This is a genomic window from Halomonas sp. SIMBA_159 (assembly GCF_046536035.1).
Classification (GTDB): domain Bacteria; phylum Pseudomonadota; class Gammaproteobacteria; order Pseudomonadales; family Halomonadaceae; genus Vreelandella; species Vreelandella venusta_A.
This window is the reverse complement of record NZ_JAWJBT010000020.1, coordinates 40013-55292: the sequence shown is the minus strand read 5'-3', so window position 1 is coordinate 55292 and position 15280 is coordinate 40013. Positions and strand designations below refer to the sequence as shown.

At 58.2% G+C, this 15280-nt stretch carries 14 protein-coding genes; 7 read left to right on the top strand and 7 right to left on the bottom strand.

Annotated features, from left to right (window positions below):
• Nucleotides 1–11 precede the first annotated feature (11 nt).
• Entirely contained in the window at nt 12–2828 is a 2817-nt protein-coding gene (gene fdhF / locus R0J87_RS14075; protein WP_498886889.1) for a formate dehydrogenase subunit alpha, read from the bottom strand.
• The gene (locus tag R0J87_RS14070; protein WP_498886887.1) at nt 2825–4564 is read right to left on the bottom strand and encodes an NAD(P)H-dependent oxidoreductase subunit E; all 1740 of its coding nucleotides are present in this window, start codon (nt 4562–4564) and stop codon (nt 2825–2827) included. The genes fdhF and R0J87_RS14070 overlap by 4 nt, the downstream gene beginning before the upstream one ends.
• A gap of 292 nt (nt 4565–4856) precedes the next feature.
• On the opposite strand from R0J87_RS14070, the gene R0J87_RS14065 reads away from it, so the two are divergent.
• Nucleotides 4857–5774, top strand: a complete 918-nt coding sequence (locus R0J87_RS14065; RefSeq protein WP_498886885.1) for a metal ABC transporter solute-binding protein, Zn/Mn family — start codon at nt 4857–4859, stop codon at nt 5772–5774.
• Nucleotides 5775–5776: 2 nt separating this feature from the next.
• On the opposite strand, the gene R0J87_RS14060 is transcribed toward R0J87_RS14065, so the two are convergent.
• Nucleotides 5777–6445 carry a phosphoglycolate phosphatase gene (locus R0J87_RS14060; protein ID WP_498886884.1) on the bottom strand — a complete coding sequence of 223 codons (669 nt, stop codon included), beginning with the start codon at nt 6443–6445 and terminating at the stop codon, nt 5777–5779.
• 136 nt (nt 6446–6581) lie between these two features.
• Between R0J87_RS14060 and R0J87_RS14055 the strand changes: the two genes are divergently transcribed.
• Nucleotides 6582–7880 (top strand): NAD(P)/FAD-dependent oxidoreductase, encoded by a 1299-nt coding sequence (locus tag R0J87_RS14055; protein ID WP_498886882.1) that lies wholly within the window; start codon nt 6582–6584, stop codon nt 7878–7880.
• A gap of 182 nt (nt 7881–8062) precedes the next feature.
• Here R0J87_RS14055 and rpe read toward each other — a convergent pair whose 3' ends face one another.
• Nucleotides 8063–8761, bottom strand: coding sequence for a ribulose-phosphate 3-epimerase (gene rpe / locus R0J87_RS14050; RefSeq protein ID WP_498886881.1), 699 nt, complete (start codon nt 8759–8761; stop codon nt 8063–8065).
• A gap of 218 nt (nt 8762–8979) precedes the next feature.
• Here rpe and cysP point away from each other — a divergent pair, with 218 nt between their 5' ends.
• From cysP to R0J87_RS14025, 5 genes are all read left to right on the top strand, one after another.
• Nucleotides 8980–10017 (top strand): thiosulfate ABC transporter substrate-binding protein CysP, encoded by a 1038-nt coding sequence (gene cysP / locus R0J87_RS14045; RefSeq protein WP_498886879.1) that lies wholly within the window; start codon nt 8980–8982, stop codon nt 10015–10017.
• 9 nt (nt 10018–10026) lie between these two features.
• Entirely contained in the window at nt 10027–10881 is an 855-nt protein-coding gene (gene cysT / locus R0J87_RS14040) for a sulfate ABC transporter permease subunit CysT (RefSeq protein WP_399842523.1), read from the top strand.
• Nucleotides 10881–11708 carry a sulfate ABC transporter permease subunit CysW gene (cysW, locus tag R0J87_RS14035; RefSeq protein ID WP_498886877.1) on the top strand — a complete coding sequence of 276 codons (828 nt, stop codon included), beginning with the start codon at nt 10881–10883 and terminating at the stop codon, nt 11706–11708. The genes cysT and cysW overlap by 1 nt, the downstream gene beginning before the upstream one ends.
• Complete coding sequence (locus tag R0J87_RS14030; RefSeq protein WP_498886876.1) at nt 11705–12799, top strand: sulfate/molybdate ABC transporter ATP-binding protein; 1095 nt, start codon at nt 11705–11707, stop codon at nt 12797–12799. The genes cysW and R0J87_RS14030 overlap by 4 nt, the downstream gene beginning before the upstream one ends.
• 125 nt (nt 12800–12924) lie before the next feature.
• Entirely contained in the window at nt 12925–13518 is a 594-nt protein-coding gene (locus tag R0J87_RS14025) for a YajG family lipoprotein (RefSeq protein ID WP_404465743.1), read from the top strand.
• Here the strand turns inward: R0J87_RS14025 and R0J87_RS14020 are convergent.
• The 3 genes from R0J87_RS14020 to R0J87_RS14010 form a co-directional block, all read right to left on the bottom strand.
• The gene (locus R0J87_RS14020) at nt 13515–14147 is read right to left on the bottom strand and encodes a thiopurine S-methyltransferase (protein ID WP_498886874.1); all 633 of its coding nucleotides are present in this window, start codon (nt 14145–14147) and stop codon (nt 13515–13517) included. The two genes, R0J87_RS14025 and R0J87_RS14020, sit on opposite strands and share 4 nt — an antisense overlap.
• Before the next feature lie 2 nt (nt 14148–14149).
• Complete coding sequence (locus R0J87_RS14015) at nt 14150–14785, bottom strand: TIGR04211 family SH3 domain-containing protein (RefSeq protein WP_404345285.1); 636 nt, start codon at nt 14783–14785, stop codon at nt 14150–14152.
• Between the two features lie 84 nt (nt 14786–14869).
• Complete coding sequence (locus R0J87_RS14010; protein WP_498886872.1) at nt 14870–15199, bottom strand: DUF1820 family protein; 330 nt, start codon at nt 15197–15199, stop codon at nt 14870–14872.
• Between the last annotated feature and the right edge of the window lie 81 nt (nt 15200–15280).

Genomic DNA, 15280 nt, shown 5'->3' with positions numbered 1-15280 from the left:
CTTGCCAGCGCTTAGGAAACTAAGGCTGGCTCTGCCTTGCTTAAGCGGCAAGCGGCGTACTTGAACTCGGGTATTTTGCCGTAGGGGTCCAGGGCCGGGTTGGTGAGCAGATTGGCGGCGGCCTCGGCGTAGGCAAACGGCACAAACACCATCCCATCGGGGATTTTATCGTCCACTCTGGCGGTCAGCGTAATCGTTCCACGCCGCGTGGTAATGGTGAGCTTCTCGCCCGGTGCTACCCCCAGGCGATGAAGTTCACCCGGTGAAAGGCTGGCGACCGCTTCTGGCTCAAGGGCGTCGAGCACCTGGGCACGCCGCGTCATCGAACCCGTATGCCAATGCTCCAACTGACGGCCCGTGGTGAGCACCGTCGGGTACGCGTCATCCACCGGCTCATCCGGCGGTAGCGGGCGCGTGGGGGCGAATTTCGCCAGCCCGCCAGCGCGCGGAAAGGCGTCGCTAAAGACCACGTCCTGGCCGGGGGCATCCTCGGCTGGGCAGGGGTACGTGACGGAGTTCTCTCGCGCCAGCCGCTCCCAGCTAATGTGGTTGAACGAGTGCATGCCCCGCTGCATTTCGGCAAACACTTCTTGCGGGTGCTGATAGCGCCAGCCCAGCCCAAAGCGATTAGCGATCTCTTGGATGATCCACCAGTCCGGCTTAGCTTCTCCTGGCAGCGGTAAGGCCGCCCTGCCCAGCTGTACTTGGCGGTTAGTGTTGATCACGGTGCCGTCTTTTTCGGGCCACGCGGATGCAGGCAGAATCACGTCCGCGAACTGAGCGGTTTCGGTGATAAACAGATCCTGCACCACCAAATGCTCAAGCTTACCCAGCGCGGCGCGGGCGTGGGTAAGATCCGGGTCAGACATCGCTGGGTTTTCACCCAAAATGTACATACCGCGCACCTCGCCTGCGTGAATCGCATTCATCACTTCCACCACCGTCAGCCCAGGCTCATCGCTCAGCGGTGTGTTCCATAGCTCTTCAAACGCGGCGCGCAGCTGGTTATCGCCCACAGGCTGGTAGTCCGGCAGCACCATAGGAATCAGCCCCGCATCCGAGGCACCCTGCACGTTATTCTGGCCGCGCAGCGGGTGCAGGCCCGTGCCGGGGCGACCGGTATGGCCGCAGGCCAGTGCCAGCGAAATCAGGCAGCGGGCGTTGTCGGTGCCATGGGTATGCTGAGAAATACCCATGCCCCAGAAAATCATCGCTTTCTCGGCGTTGGCGTAGCGGCGCGCCACCTCACAGATGGTGTCGGGGGCTACGCCGCACAGCGTGCTCATGGCGTCCGGTGTACTGTGAGCCACGCTCTGCTTGAGCGCTTCAAAGCCTTCGGTATGGGCGTCGATGTAGGTTTGGTTATACAGGCCTTCCGCAATGATCACGTGGAGCAGCGCGTTGAACAGCGATACATCTGCCCCCGGTGTAAAGCGCACGCTCATGCTGGCATAAGCATCCAACGCCTGCCCGCGAGGGTCGAGAATAATGATCTCGGTACCCCGCTTGGCTGCCTGCTTGAAGAATGTTGCCGCTACGGGGTGATTCACCGCCGGGTTGCAGCCGGTGAGGATCACCACGTCAGCTTCCAGCGCCTGCATAAACGAAGCGGTCACCGCGCCAGAGCCTAAGCACTCCATCAGCGCCGCGACGGAGCTGGCATGGCAAAGCCGCGTGCAGTGGTCCACGTTATTGCTGCCAAAGCCGGTACGCACCAGCTTCTGAAACAGCCACGCCTCTTCGTTAGAGCACTTGGCACTGCCAAAGCCCGCCAGCGCTTTTGGGCCTTGCGCCTGCTTAACTGCCATCAGGCCGCCCGCCGCGATTTCCAGCGCTTCGTCCCAGTTGGCCTCACGGAAGTGGCTGAAAGGATTGGCGGGGTCAAAGGTAGGGTCGAGCGCCTTGGGAATCCCAGGCAAGCGTATCAGTGGCTTGGTCAGGCGTGCGGGATGGCTCACGTAATCAAACCCAAACCGGCCTTTCACGCACAGGCGGTTCTGGTTAGCGGGGCCGTTGCGCCCTTCCACATAGGCCAGGGCATCGTCGTTAATATGGTACGTCAGCTGGCAGCCCACCCCGCAGTAGGGGCACACGGAATCCACCTGCCGCTGGCTTTGAGAATCGCCCTGACCTTGGGTATTGACCACGGTGGCAGGCATTAGCGCGCCGGTGGGGCACGCCTGCACGCACTCGCCGCAGCCCACGCAGGTGCTCTGGCCCATCGGGTCGGCAAAATCAAACACGACGGTGGCGGCAGCGCCCCGCTGCGCCATGCCGATCACATCGTTACTCTGCACCTCGCGGCAAGCGCGCACGCACAGGTTGCAGGTAATGCAGGCGTCCAAGTTGACATGCATCGCTGGGTGGCTGATGTCTGGCTGTTGCACCTGTGGTGCAGCCGCCGCATGGCTGACGGCTGCTTTGCGGCGTGGTGGTAGCCACGTTTTGACAGCAGCCTCATCCACCGCCAACTGCTCGGCTACTTCCCAGAAGTGGCTGGAGCGGTCAGGGCTTTGGGCGCGGCTGGGCTGGTCGGCCATCAGCAGTTCCAATACCGTTTCACGCGCTTGTATGGCGCGAGGCGAATGGGCGCTGCGTACCACCATGCCGGGTTTGGCCTCGCGGATACAGCTTGCCGCCAGCACTCGCTCGCCTTCCACTTCCACCATACAGGCCCGGCAGTTGCCGTCGGCGCGGTAGCCGGGGGCGTCTTTAAAACAGAGGTGGGGAATGGTCTCTCCAGCGCGCTTGGCCACCTGCCAAAGGGATTCTCCGGGGTAGGCAGTGACTTCTTTATCATCCAAGACAATAGTGAACGAAGCGGTCATGGTGCACTCCCTTCAGCGGCATCGCTGACGATAATCTGCTGCTGGGCGAGCGCAGGGCGGAAATCCTTGAGTAGTCCTAACACGGGGTTCGGTGCCGCTTGCCCCAGGCCGCAAATCGAGGCGTCCTGCATCACCTGTGCCAGTCGAGTGAGCGCCTGCACATCCCATGTGGGTTGCTCTAGCAAGCTGAGCATTTTCTCGGTGCCTACCCGGCAAGGCGTGCACTGCCCACAGGATTCATCGGCAAAAAAAGCCAGCAGGTTGGTGGCCACCGCCTGAAGATTGTCTTGCTCAGAGAGCACGATAATCGCCGCTGACCCAATAAAACTGCCGTACGCCTGCAGCGTGTCAAAATCCAGCGGCACATCGGCTTTGCTGGCGGGCAGAATGCCACCCGAGGCGCCGCCGGGCAGGTAAGCGGCAAGCTTATGCCCTTCCGCCATGCCGCCGGCATACTCCTCTATCAACTCGCGCAGCGTGATGCCTGCTGGCGCCAAGTACACGCCGGGCTTTTTCACTCGCCCGGAGACGGAAAAACTGCGTAAACCGCGCCTACCGTTGCGCCCATGTCCGGCAAACCATTCAGCGCCTTTATGCCAAATGGGCGCAATCCAATAGACGGTTTCAACGTTATTGACCAGCGTGGGGCGGCCAAAAAGCCCTTGTTGGGCTACGTAAGGCGGGCGGTGGCGCGGCTTACCCGGCTGGCCTTCCAAGGATTCAATCAGCGCCGACTCCTCGCCACAGATATAAGCGCCCGCGCCCCGGCGCATGATGATGAATCCAGGTGCGACGATGCCCGCCTGCTCAAGCTCCGCAATCGCCTCATGGAGCACGCGGTGCAGGCCGGGGTATTCGTCGCGCAGATAGATATAGAGCGCCTCGGCCTCTATCGCCCAAGCGCTAATCAGCGCGCCCTCAAGAAACTGATGCGGCGCACGCTCTAAGTGATAGCGGTCTTTAAACGTCCCCGGCTCGCCCTCATCAGCGTTAATCACACAGTAGCGCGGCCCGGCGGCTTGGCGCACCGCCTGCCACTTTTTAAACGTAGGGAAGCCCGCGCCCCCCAAGCCTCGCAGGCCTGAGACTTCAAGCGCCTGCAGCACATCATCAATGCTGACCTTACCGCTGCGGACATTGGCCAGTAACTGGTAACCGCCAGCCTGCTGATAGGCGTCAAGCCGCTGCCACAAAATCGCTTCAGGATGAAAGTGGCCGGTATCCACTACGGCTTCGACGCCTTCTGCGGTGGCATACAGCACATGGTGATGGCCCACCTCGGCCACCGGCGCGGTATCGCAGCGCCCCATACAGGGTGCACGGATCACCCGCACACAGTCAGGATCGACGCGGTCCTCTAATGCTTTGTGCAGCGCACTGGCCCCCGCTAATTGGCAGGAAAGAGAATCACAGACGCGAATCGTGGTATCCGGCGGGGGCGCTTGGTGGTCGTGCACCACATCGAAATGGGCATAGAACGTCGCCGTCTCGTACACCGCTGCCATGGGCAGGTTCATATAGGCTGCCAGGGCGCGCAGTTCCACAAGCGATAAGTAGCCATGGGCATCCTGAATAGCGTGTAGATGCTCAATCAGTAGATCACGCTGTTGCAAACGTGCATTAAGGCGTTCATCGCCTAATAGACTGCGCAGTGCCGCCAGCGCAACAGGAGCCACATCGCGCCCTTTCGGGTAACCGCGACGACGGCGAGAGGACGTACCAGTTTGAGAGGTCATGACGCGCTATCCAGAGCTAGGCCAAAGAACGTTACAAGCACCGTCGTCAAAGCCGCTATGCTCAATTAAGCGTCTAAACGTTGAGATAGCGACTTAATGAAGCAGACCGCCACGAGCGATGCCTGCGTTGACGGCTTTTTCATAGCATAGAGGTTAAGCGTCAGCGGGGAAACCATCGCGCCCTTCAGTCTCTTGCCACTTGCCACAGCAGCTCGCCCAGCAGAGCAAGACTGGCAACGGGACCAGACTCTCTTTATGATTTGCCGTCATTTTAATAGGTTAGGAGTGTGGCATGGATAAGCGAACACCCTGGATAATCACGCTCTTGTTAGCAGCAATACTTACCTCTTCCCAAGCGTTGGCCGCCTCGTCACTGAAGGTCATCGCTTCTTTTTCAGTGATTGAAGACCTAGTTAAGCGTGTTGCGGGCGACGATATCAGTATTACGACCATTGTACCGGTGGGCCAGGACGTTCACCGCTGGGAGCTCACGCCGCCTAACGTGCTGGCCGTAGAAGAAGCCGACATCGTATTTTTTAACGGCCACGGGTTAGAGCCCTGGATTAGACACTTAGAAGCGATGGCCAGCGATACGTTGACATTGATGGCACTGGCCGAAACCGCCAATTACGCGCCGCTTACCATTCCAGTGGGCCAACATAAAGGCAACCCTGACCCGCATATGTGGATGGACCCTAAAGGGGCGTCTGCCTATATCGACGTGATTGCCCGAACGCTGAGCGCCCGCTACCCCGATAAAGCCTCTTTATTTCAAGCACGGGCAGCGGACACTAAAGAAGCCCTAGCGCTACTAGATCAGCAGCTTAAAGAGCGCCTAGAGGGGGTTCCGCAAACCAATCGCCTGCTCACCACCAGCGAGGCTTCTTTTAGCTACTTTGCCCACGCTTACGGCTTTGACGTCGCCGCTATTTGGGGGCTAAACAGCGAAACGTTGGGCAGTGCCCAAGCCATGGAAACCATGAGCAAGCACTTAGCCGACAAGCGCCCGCCTGCGCTGTTTTATGAGAGCACGACACCTTATATCCATATGGATGCCTTAGCGCGAGAAACCGGCCTGACACTGGCAGGCCCGCTCTATGTCGATACGCTCAGTGATACTGATGGCCCTGCCTACAACTACCCCGCCATGCTGCGCCATAATGCTGAGCTGTTGCATGAAGCGCTGGGGGGCGCGAGGGCCGAAGAGTAGTGTTAGCTCACCAGCTCGCGAAGAGATGCCACTAGCAGGTCAGGGTGGCTCTGTTCGATGGGGTCGCCGTGGTTATAGCCATACGGCAGCGCCACCGTTGTAAAGCCTGCCGCCTTACCTGCCGCGATATCATGGCGAGAGTCCCCCACCATCACGCTCGCCGAGGGGGCAATATCCAACGTATGGGCAACATGTAAAAGCGGCAGCGGGCTGGGCTTTTTCTCGGCCAGCGAGTCGCCGCCCACGGTAGACGTAAACAGCGCCAGCACACCAAAGTGGCTTAAAATAGGCGCAATAAACCGCTCAGGTTTATTAGTAATCAAGGCCAACACAAACCCCGCCTTATGCAGTGCATGCAGCGCTTCAGACGCGCCCGGGTAGAGTTTGGTTAATGCATTGGGCGCGGCCCCGTAATGGCGCATAAACGCTTCGTAGGCGTTTTGTTGCAACGCTGCCTCGGGTGCGGCATTGAGTGCCCAGTTCAGCGCTCGCTCCACCAGCACCTGCGCGCCATTGCCCACCCAATCGCGTACTTGCACTTCACTCGGCTGAGCCAGCCCAACCTCTTGCAGCGCCCGCTGCACGCCAACGGCCAAATCCGGCACTGAGTCGATTAACGTGCCGTCTAAATCAAAGGCGATTAACCGCTTTCCTTGCAAAATGGTATGCACGCTGTGCCCTCACTGGTTCCGTTAATACTGTTGTCTAGCCACAATAGTGATGGATTTGATTATCTTACCTGCTTAGACCTTCGTCAGACACCGCAGAAAGTTCTATGCTGTGGCTATATTTGCCAAGGAGAGAGTAATGGCCATTCCCCGAATTGTGATTGTGGGCGGCGGCGCGGGCGGGCTAGCCCTAGCCACGCGTCTTGGACATACGCTAGGTAAAAAAAAGCGCGCCGAGATCGTGTTGCTTGACCGCAACGCCACCCACGTATGGAAGCCGCTGCTGCATGAGCTAGCCACCGGGGTGCTGAACTCCAGCATGGATGAAGTGGATTATCGTGGGCACTCCTCGGCCCACTACTACCGCTACCAGCGCGGCTCCCTCAACGGCCTGGATAGGGAACAAAAGGTCATTCACCTGGCGCCCATTGAAGACGAAGATGGCGTGGAGGTGCTGCCCGCCCGCCAGCTCACCTACGACTACTTGGTGATATCGCTGGGCAGTGTTTCCAATGATTTTGGCACCCAAGGCGTTGCAGAGCACTGCCACTTTATTGACTCGCCCCAGCAGGCCAAAGCCTTCCAGCGGGACATGATCAATACCTTTCTGCGCTATACCGACCCCAAGCTGCGTCAGAATACCCAGCTCACCATTGGGATTGTCGGCGGCGGTGCCACAGGAGTGGAGCTTTCGGCGGAATTGTTAGACGCCTCGCGCCTGCTCAATGCCTATGGCGTCACGGCTGTTGATCACCAAACAATCAGCGTTCATTTGATTGAAGCGGCACCGCGTCTGCTCCCCGGTTTATCTGAGCGCATCAGCCAAACCGTTCAGCAAGAGCTGGAGAGCATGGGGGTCACCGTGCATGTAGGCACGGCCATTCAAGAAGCCCAGGAGTACCAGCTGGTGACAGGCGATGGGGAGGTGATTGAAACCGATCTCAACGTATGGGCCGCAGGCATTAAAGCGCCGCCGTTTTTGACCGAGCTGGGCTTAAGCACCAACAAGCGCAACCAGATCAACGTCAAGCAGACGCTGCAAAGCGTGGACGACCCGCATATTTTTGCGATGGGCGACTGCGCTTGCTGCCCCCAAGGCGATGATGCAACGGTGCCGCCTCGTGCTCAGGCCGCCCATCAGCAGGCCAAGCTATTGGCGAAGAACCTTGAGCGCTGTCTGACCAAAAAGCCGCTGCAAGACTTCATTTACCATGACCACGGCTCACTGGTGTCGCTAGCCCGCTACGATGCCGTAGGGAATTTGATGCGCAGCTCAGCATCGCGGGGTCTGTTTTTGGAGGGCTGGTTGGCGCGCCAAGCCTATGCATCGCTCTACCGCATGCATCAGCTCTCGATTCACGGTGCGCCAAAAACCGGGCTTGCATGGCTAGTGGATAAATTAAACCGCTACCTCAAGCCACGTATGAAACTGCACTAAAGACATGCAAAGGGCGGGAGATCTACCCTAATACCATTCAGTTAAGCATAGTTAGCGGTTATGGGAGGGAGCTTCAGCTCGCGACGGGGGCTCGCTAAGGCGCCTAGCGGCGCCATTCGCCCGCTAAAGCGGCCTCCCACTCAGGCTTACTCAGCATAATGGGTAGGTAAACCCGTTAACTATCAGCGAACCTTGGCCAGCTCCGCGCGCATCTGCTGAATTACGCTGTCGTAGCCGTGGGGGTCGCTTGCCTGGTGGGCGTTAAAGATCGCTGAACCCGCTACAAAGGTATCGGCACCGGCGGCGGCGATATCCGCGATATTGTCGACTTTCACGCCACCATCGATCTCCAAGCGAATGGGCAAGCCTGAAGCGTCGATACGCGCACGTGCCTCACGCAGCTTGTTCAGCGTGCCGGGGATAAACGACTGGCCGCCAAAGCCGGGGTTGACGCTCATCAGCAGCACCATATCGACCTTATCCATCACGTAATCAAGATACGAAAGCGGCGTTGCCGGGTTAAACACCAGCCCCGCTTTACAACCACCATCACGAATCAGCTGCAGCGAGCGGTCGACATGCTCAGAGGCTTCAGGGTGGAAAGTAATATAGCTGGCACCCGCCTCAATAAAGTCGCTAATCATGCGATCCACCGGCTTCACCATCAGGTGCACATCAATGGGTGCCGTCACGCCGTGGTCGCGCAGCGCCTTACATACCATCGGCCCAATGGTCAGGTTCGGCACGTAATGGTTGTCCATAACGTCGAAATGAACCACATCGGCGCCGGCCGCCAGCACGTTGTCGACCTCCTCACCCAGCCGCGCAAAGTTAGCGGAGAGTATCGAAGGGGCAATCAAGAAATCCTGTGCAGCGCTCATGAAGGGGTCCTCAGGTAATAAAAATAAAGGCGCCATCTTACCAGAGCCACACACGAAGCCCTATTACACGTGACGGTCATGCAGCACGCTTGCCGTCAATGCATATCCTTAAACAGATATTTCCAAATAGAATATAAAACACAATTGTAATTCCACAATCCTAGGTTTAACCTTAGCGTCATCGCGACTAAATCGCCCCCAGAATCAAGGAGTCTATAATGACGCTATCCTCTTCTTTCCGCACCGGCCTGCGCCGCAGCCTGCTTGCTGTTGCCGTTGGCACCGCCGTTTCTGGCATGACCTTCTCCAGCGCCGCCGTCGCTCAAGAGCGCGAGCTGCTGAACTCCTCTTACGACATCGCCCGCGAGCTGTTCGCCGCGATTAACCCGGAATTCCAGGCGTGGTGGGAAGAGGAGCATGGCGAAGAGATTGCTATCAGCCAGTCCCACGGCGGCTCCTCTGCTCAAGCGCGCGCCATTATGCAGGGCCTGCGAGCGGACGTAGTGACGTTTAACCAAGTGACCGACGTTCAGGTACTGGCCGATGCTGGCTTGGTGGCAGAAGATTGGCAGGATGCGTTTGAGAACAACGCTTCGCCCTACTACTCCACCACGGCCTTCTTGGTACGCAAGGGCAACCCGAAAGGCATCGAAAGCTGGGATGACCTCGTTAAAGAAGACGTGCAGATGGTCTTCCCGAACCCGAAAACCTCCGGTAACGGCCGCTACACCTATCTCGCCGCCTGGGGCTTCGCTGATAATGAGTTCGACGGCGATGAAGAGCAGATTCAAGACTTTATGCGCACCTTCCTGCGCAACGTAGCGGTGTTCGACACCGGCGGTCGCGGTGCCACGACCAGCTTTATCGAGCGCGGCATTGGCGATGTGCTGATTAGCTTTGAGTCTGAAGTGAACAACATCCGCAGCGAATACGGCAGCGATGACTACGAAGTGATCGTGCCGCCGGTCAGCATTCTGGCCGAGTTCCCGGTCGCGGTAGTGGGTGAAAACGCCGAACGTAACGGCAACAGCGACCTAGCCCAAAGCTACTTAGAGTACCTCTACAGCGAAGATGCCCAGCGTCAACTGGCAGGCTTTAACTACCGTGTCCATAACGACACCGTGGTAGAAGAGTTTGCCGACCAGTTCCCCGACACCGAGCTGTTTGAAGTAGAAGAGGTGTTCGGCAGCTGGGAAGAAGCGATGGAGAACCACTTCGAAGGCGGTGCTCTGCTTGATCAACTGCAACGTCGTTAACGGAACCCCATGAGCCAATTAGCATTTTGGCGATCCGGCAGCACGCGCGTGCTGCCGGGTTTTGGCCTATCTATGGGTATCAGCGTGCTATTTATTTCGCTGGTATTGCTTCTCCCCATTACCGGGCTGTTTGGCCAGCTTTCTGAACTAAGCCTGGCCGAGTACTTTGCCATCATCACCGAAGGCCGCGTCGTCGCCAGCTATATGGTCACCATCGGCGCGGCAGCAGTGGCGGCGCTGGTGAACGCAGTGTTTGGCCTACTGCTGGCGTGGGTACTAGTGCGCTATGAATTCCCTGGCAAACGCCTGCTCGATGCTTTGATGGATCTGCCTTTTGCCCTGCCCACCGCCGTTGCGGGCATCACCCTAGCAACGCTCTATGCAGGCAACGGCTGGGTGGGCAACATCATTGAGCCCATGGGGTTTCAAGTGGCTTACACCTGGGTAGGCATTGCCCTGGCGATGGCCTTCACCAGTATTCCCTTTGTGGTACGCACGGTGCAGCCGGTGCTAGAAGATTTGCCTGCCGAGGTGGACGAAGCCGCGATGTCCCTGGGCGCCACCGATGGCGTGGCGTTTCGCCGAGTGATCATGCCGCATCTTTGGCCCGCGCTCGTCACCGGTACCGGGCTTGCCTTCGTGCGCTCATTAGGTGAGTTCGGCGCGATCATTTTTATCGCCGGCAATATGCCCTACGAAACCGAAATCACCGCGCTGATGATCTTCGTCAAACTGCAGGAGTATGACTACGCGGGGGCGTCTGCCATTGCCTCGGTAGTGCTGTTTGTCTCGCTGGCGCTGCTGCTCGCCATCAATATCTGGCAGGGCCGCTTTGTGCGTCGTCTGCATGGAGGTAAAGGATAATGCGCCGGATTGGTGATGCGCCTTTAATGCGGCGCTTATTAATTGGCGCAGCTCTAATGCTGTCTGCGCTATTTTTGCTGCTGCCGCTGGTGGCTATTTTTGCTCAGGCGTTCTCCCAGGGCGTCATGGTATTTTGGGAGAACGTGAGCAATACGTTCACCCTGCACGCCATTGGTCTCACGCTGGTCATAGCGTTAATGACCATCCCCATCTGCTTGGTGTTTGGCGTCGCGCTGGCATGGCTAGTAACGCGCTTTAGCTTTCCTGGGCGGCGCATTCTGCAAACGCTGATTGATATTCCGTTCGCCGTCTCCCCTGTCGTCGCTGGCTTAATTTATCTACTGCTGTATGGCCGCAACGGCTGGATTGGCGGATGGTTAGATAGCCACGATATTCAGCTGATGTTTGCCTGGCCGGGCATTTTGATGGTCACCATCTTCGTCACCTGCCCGTTTGTGGCGCGTGAATTAATCCCGCTTATGCAGGCCCAAGGCTCAAGGGAAGAAGAAGCCGCCGTGACGCTGGGCGCTTCTGGCTGGACAACGTTTTGGCGGGTCACGCTGCCCAACATTCGCTGGGCACTGCTCTACGGCATCATCCTTACCAACGCCCGCGCGGTGGGTGAATTTGGCGCGGTCTCGGTTGTCTCAGGGGCCATTCGTGGGCAAACCAACACGCTACCGCTGCACCTTGAGCAGCTCTATCAGGATTACAACGCCGTGGGCGCGTTTGCGAGCGCCGCCCTGCTGGCCCTGATTGCCCTGTTAACTCTTGCGGCCAAGGCAGGCCTGGAATGGCGCGCATCGCGCCGGGAGGCATACTCATGAGTATTCGCTTACAGAATATTGCCAAGCACTTTGCCAACACCCAGGCGCTTGAACCCATCAACCTGGATATTCACGAAGGTGAATTGGTGGGCTTGCTAGGTCCTTCCGGTTCGGGCAAAACCACCCTGCTGCGTATCATTGCTGGCTTAGAGAACGCCGATAGCTCGCCACAGCCGGGTAAAATTCTTTTTGGCGACCGCGACGTGACCAATGTGCATGTGCGCGACCGCCGCATCGGCTTTGTCTTTCAGCACTACGCCCTGTTTCGTCATATGAGCGTTTATGACAACGTGGCGTTTGGCCTTACGGTGATGCCGAAAAAGCGCCGCCCCTCCAACGGTGAAATTCGGGCGCGCGTCTTCAGGCTGCTTGAGATGGTGCAGCTACAGCACTTAGCCAACCGCTTGCCTGCCCAGCTCTCAGGTGGGCAACAGCAGCGCGTATCGCTGGCGCGCGCGCTTGCTGTAGAGCCTGACGTCCTGCTGTTAGACGAGCCGTTTGGCGCCCTGGATGCCAAGGTTCGCCAAGACCTTCGCCGCTGGCTGCGCCGCTTGCATGACGAACTGAACTTTACCAGCGTGTTCGTCACCCACGACCAGGAAGAAGCGCTGGAGCTTTCCGACCGTGTGGTGGTGATGAGCAACGGCCGGATCGAGCAAATCGACACACCAGACAGCCTCTACCGCGCGCCGAAGAACCGCTTTGTATTTGAGTTTTTGGGTGATGTGAACCACTTAGAGGGCCGCGTGCGCAATGGCGTGCTGACCTGCGGCGATGCGCATCTCAACGTGGACTTACCCGATGGCGATGAAGAGCTGCTGCTGCGCCCGCATGAAGTGCGGCTGTCGGAAGAGCCTAGCGCTGAAAGCCACCTGCCGGTGACGATTACCGCTATTTCCCCGGTCGGTGCCGAAGTGCGTGTGGAGCTAGAGGCCGACTGGCTGGCAAAACCGTGGCTGGCCACCGTTCGCCACGCTGATTTCGAACGCCTGCACATGCGCCGGGGGCAGCGCTTGTTTGCTCATCCGCGCCAATGGCACCGCTTTAACGATGACGCCAAAACCCTTGAACAGCAGGCACGCGTGGCTTAGCCGTTGCTGGCTTCACGCGTCAGCACAAGGCTATACTGGTGCTTTAACCCACAGGGCTACCACCCTTAATGCCTTGTTGCGACAGGTATTTATCCCGTTCAACCACGATGATTGCGGAGAGTTTTATGCGTCGGCGTCACTTTTTACGCGCGTCTGGTGCGCTGCTAGCTACGGTGCTACTGGCAGGCTGCGCAAGCCCCCAATATTTACAGTTAAACCCCACCCGTAGTGCCAACGTGCCGCAAACAGGCTCAGGCCAACAGGTCACCGTGGTGGCCGTTGATGCTCGGCCGAGCGAAGTGATTGGTACGCGCACAGGCGGCAACATGTCGACCGCGCAAATCACCGTTAGCAGCCATGAGCTAATCCCCCGCCTGCAAGAGGAAGCTGAGCGTGCCGCACGGGATATGGGCTTTACTCCCACTCGTGAAGCCGCCCAAGGCCGCCCAAGCCTGACGTTAGAGCTTGCCAGCCTGGATTACGGCCGTGGTGATAGCGGGCAGCCACTGATTGACGAAGCGCGTATTGAAGGGGTTTTCCGGGCCATCGCTCAGAACCAGGGCACGACGTATACCGGTACTTATACATCTCGCCGCACCCAAGGCTATGCGCTCAAACCAGGTGAAGATGCCAATACACGCATGCTGAACGATCTACTGAGCGATGGCTTAAATCGGGCGTTCAACGACCCAGAGCTTGGTCGACTACTCGCTCGTTAAACTCGTGGCCCGCGGCGCTCAAGCGCCCAAATGCTCTCACTGCGGCCACGGGAGTCAGCAGGTAAATACGCCAAACGCTCTATGCGAAAATTGGGCGCCATCAGGCGCTCAATTTCGCTATCCGGCACGCAAAAGGGTGGGCCTGCCTCGCCATCGCCGTGAGTCAGCCCCACCAAAAGCCCTTTTGCCCCCGGCGGCACTAGCTGCGCCAAGTGGAACGCATAGCGTTCACGCGTCGCTGGCGGCAGGGCAATCAACGATGCACGATCGTAAAAAGCCTCTACTTCCGCCGCCTGCTGAATATGCAGATGAAAGAAGTCACCGCACCATAGCTCTACGCTGCCTTGGCGGGACACATCGAAGCCCGCCTGGGTATAACGAGACACGCCGCCGCTGCGCTGGGCTAAAAACTGCTCAATGGCTTCTGGCGCAAGCTCAATACCCAGCACCGGATGCCCTTGATCCGCTAGCCAGCGCATATCCAGGCTTTTCCCACACAGCGGCACCAGCACTTTAGTGCCAACGGCTACCTCCAGCGTTGGCCAGTACTTCACCAATGCAGGGTGGGTCTCTTGCAGGTGGAAGCCGATCCGGCCCTCCTGCCAACGCTGTCGCCAGGGATTATCCATCGTTAAAACCAGCGATCGCGTTTTTTACGGCGACGCGGCAAATGCGGCACGATTAAACCCACCAGCAGGCCTGCGCCCGCCACGCCACCGCCATACATAAAGTAGCGCATCAGCAGATCTTCCTCTTGGGTATCTAAGCGTGCCTGCAACGCACGAACCTGCTGGCGAGACTGCTCTGCCTCGTTATCCAACTCGAGATTTCTCGCTTCTAGGTCGGCGATACGCTGCTCGCGAACATCGAGCGTTTCGGTCATGGAAGAGACCCGCTGTTCCCAGGTATCGTTGATACCGTCAAGCTCTTGGGTCAGCTCTTCCACCTGAGCCTGAAGCTCAGGTAACTGCTGACGGGCGCTGGGGGTTTGCTGAATCTCATTACTCAGCACCCAGACGGTATCACCGCTATTACTGCGTACCCGAGTGTAGTCACCGCTGGTTTCCAGCACGTCTACCTGCTCGCCTGCGTTCAGCGTACCCACAATGCGATAGCCATCTGTCGGCCCGCTGCGCACGTAGGTGCTTAGCTCATCGCTGACCCAGGCTTGACTATCGGATTGAGCAAACGCCGCTTGCCCACTCACACTTAACAGCACACCAAAAGCGGCGGCGTAACAATTACTGCGAATTTTTTCTGCTTGCATGACGTCATGTCCTGATCGTAAAAACGCGCGTGGCCGACGAAGCCACCGCGCGTATCGCTCAAAGCGTTGCGCATGTCTAGGCGCTTACCCTTCCCCACGGGGCGGTAACGGGAAGGGACGAGGAAACTCTGCGACGCGGGCATCACTTTTAACAGCCTTTAATGGGCCTTCACGCTCCACCTCATCAATCCGCACAATGGCATTAAGAGGCAGGTAGCTGCGCTTGACGCCTTCAAAGGTTCGCTGCAGTTTTTCCGCACCTGGATCCACCACCAACCGCGACGCATCGTCAAAGACAAACTCCTCGACTTCAATAAAGCCCCAGAGTTCGCTTTGAAAGATCTCACGAACGTATAAATCCCAAATTTCACCCTGCTGGTGAACCACCACACGGTAGATCGGCTTGGCCGCCATCTTGGCCTATTCCTCTTGCCATTTGAACGTAACGTTAAGAAGCAAGCCTACCATATTCGCGGGTTGCCCTTTAGCAGACAT

Excerpts from the sequence above, each read along its gene's own strand:
- R0J87_RS14015 (WP_404345285.1), bottom strand. The coding sequence starts at position 14,785 with ATGCAAGCAGAAAAAATTCGCAGTAATTGTTACGCCGCCGCTTTTGGT.
- R0J87_RS14030 (WP_498886876.1), top strand. The coding sequence starts at position 11,705 with ATGAGTATTCGCTTACAGAATATTGCCAAGCACTTTGCCAACACCCAG.
- R0J87_RS14020 (WP_498886874.1), bottom strand. The coding sequence starts at position 14,147 with ATGGATAATCCCTGGCGACAGCGTTGGCAGGAGGGCCGGATCGGCTTC.
- R0J87_RS14065 (WP_498886885.1), top strand. The coding sequence starts at position 4,857 with ATGGATAAGCGAACACCCTGGATAATCACGCTCTTGTTAGCAGCAATA.
- cysP (WP_498886879.1), top strand. The coding sequence starts at position 8,980 with ATGACGCTATCCTCTTCTTTCCGCACCGGCCTGCGCCGCAGCCTGCTT.
- R0J87_RS14055 (WP_498886882.1), top strand. The coding sequence starts at position 6,582 with ATGGCCATTCCCCGAATTGTGATTGTGGGCGGCGGCGCGGGCGGGCTA.
- cysW (WP_498886877.1), top strand. The coding sequence starts at position 10,881 with ATGCGCCGGATTGGTGATGCGCCTTTAATGCGGCGCTTATTAATTGGC.
- R0J87_RS14010 (WP_498886872.1), bottom strand. The coding sequence starts at position 15,199 with ATGGCGGCCAAGCCGATCTACCGTGTGGTGGTTCACCAGCAGGGTGAA.
- R0J87_RS14025 (WP_404465743.1), top strand. The coding sequence starts at position 12,925 with ATGCGTCGGCGTCACTTTTTACGCGCGTCTGGTGCGCTGCTAGCTACG.
- fdhF (WP_498886889.1), bottom strand. The coding sequence starts at position 2,828 with ATGACCGCTTCGTTCACTATTGTCTTGGATGATAAAGAAGTCACTGCC.
- cysT (WP_399842523.1), top strand. The coding sequence starts at position 10,027 with ATGAGCCAATTAGCATTTTGGCGATCCGGCAGCACGCGCGTGCTGCCG.
- R0J87_RS14070 (WP_498886887.1), bottom strand. The coding sequence starts at position 4,564 with ATGACCTCTCAAACTGGTACGTCCTCTCGCCGTCGTCGCGGTTACCCG.
- rpe (WP_498886881.1), bottom strand. The coding sequence starts at position 8,761 with ATGAGCGCTGCACAGGATTTCTTGATTGCCCCTTCGATACTCTCCGCT.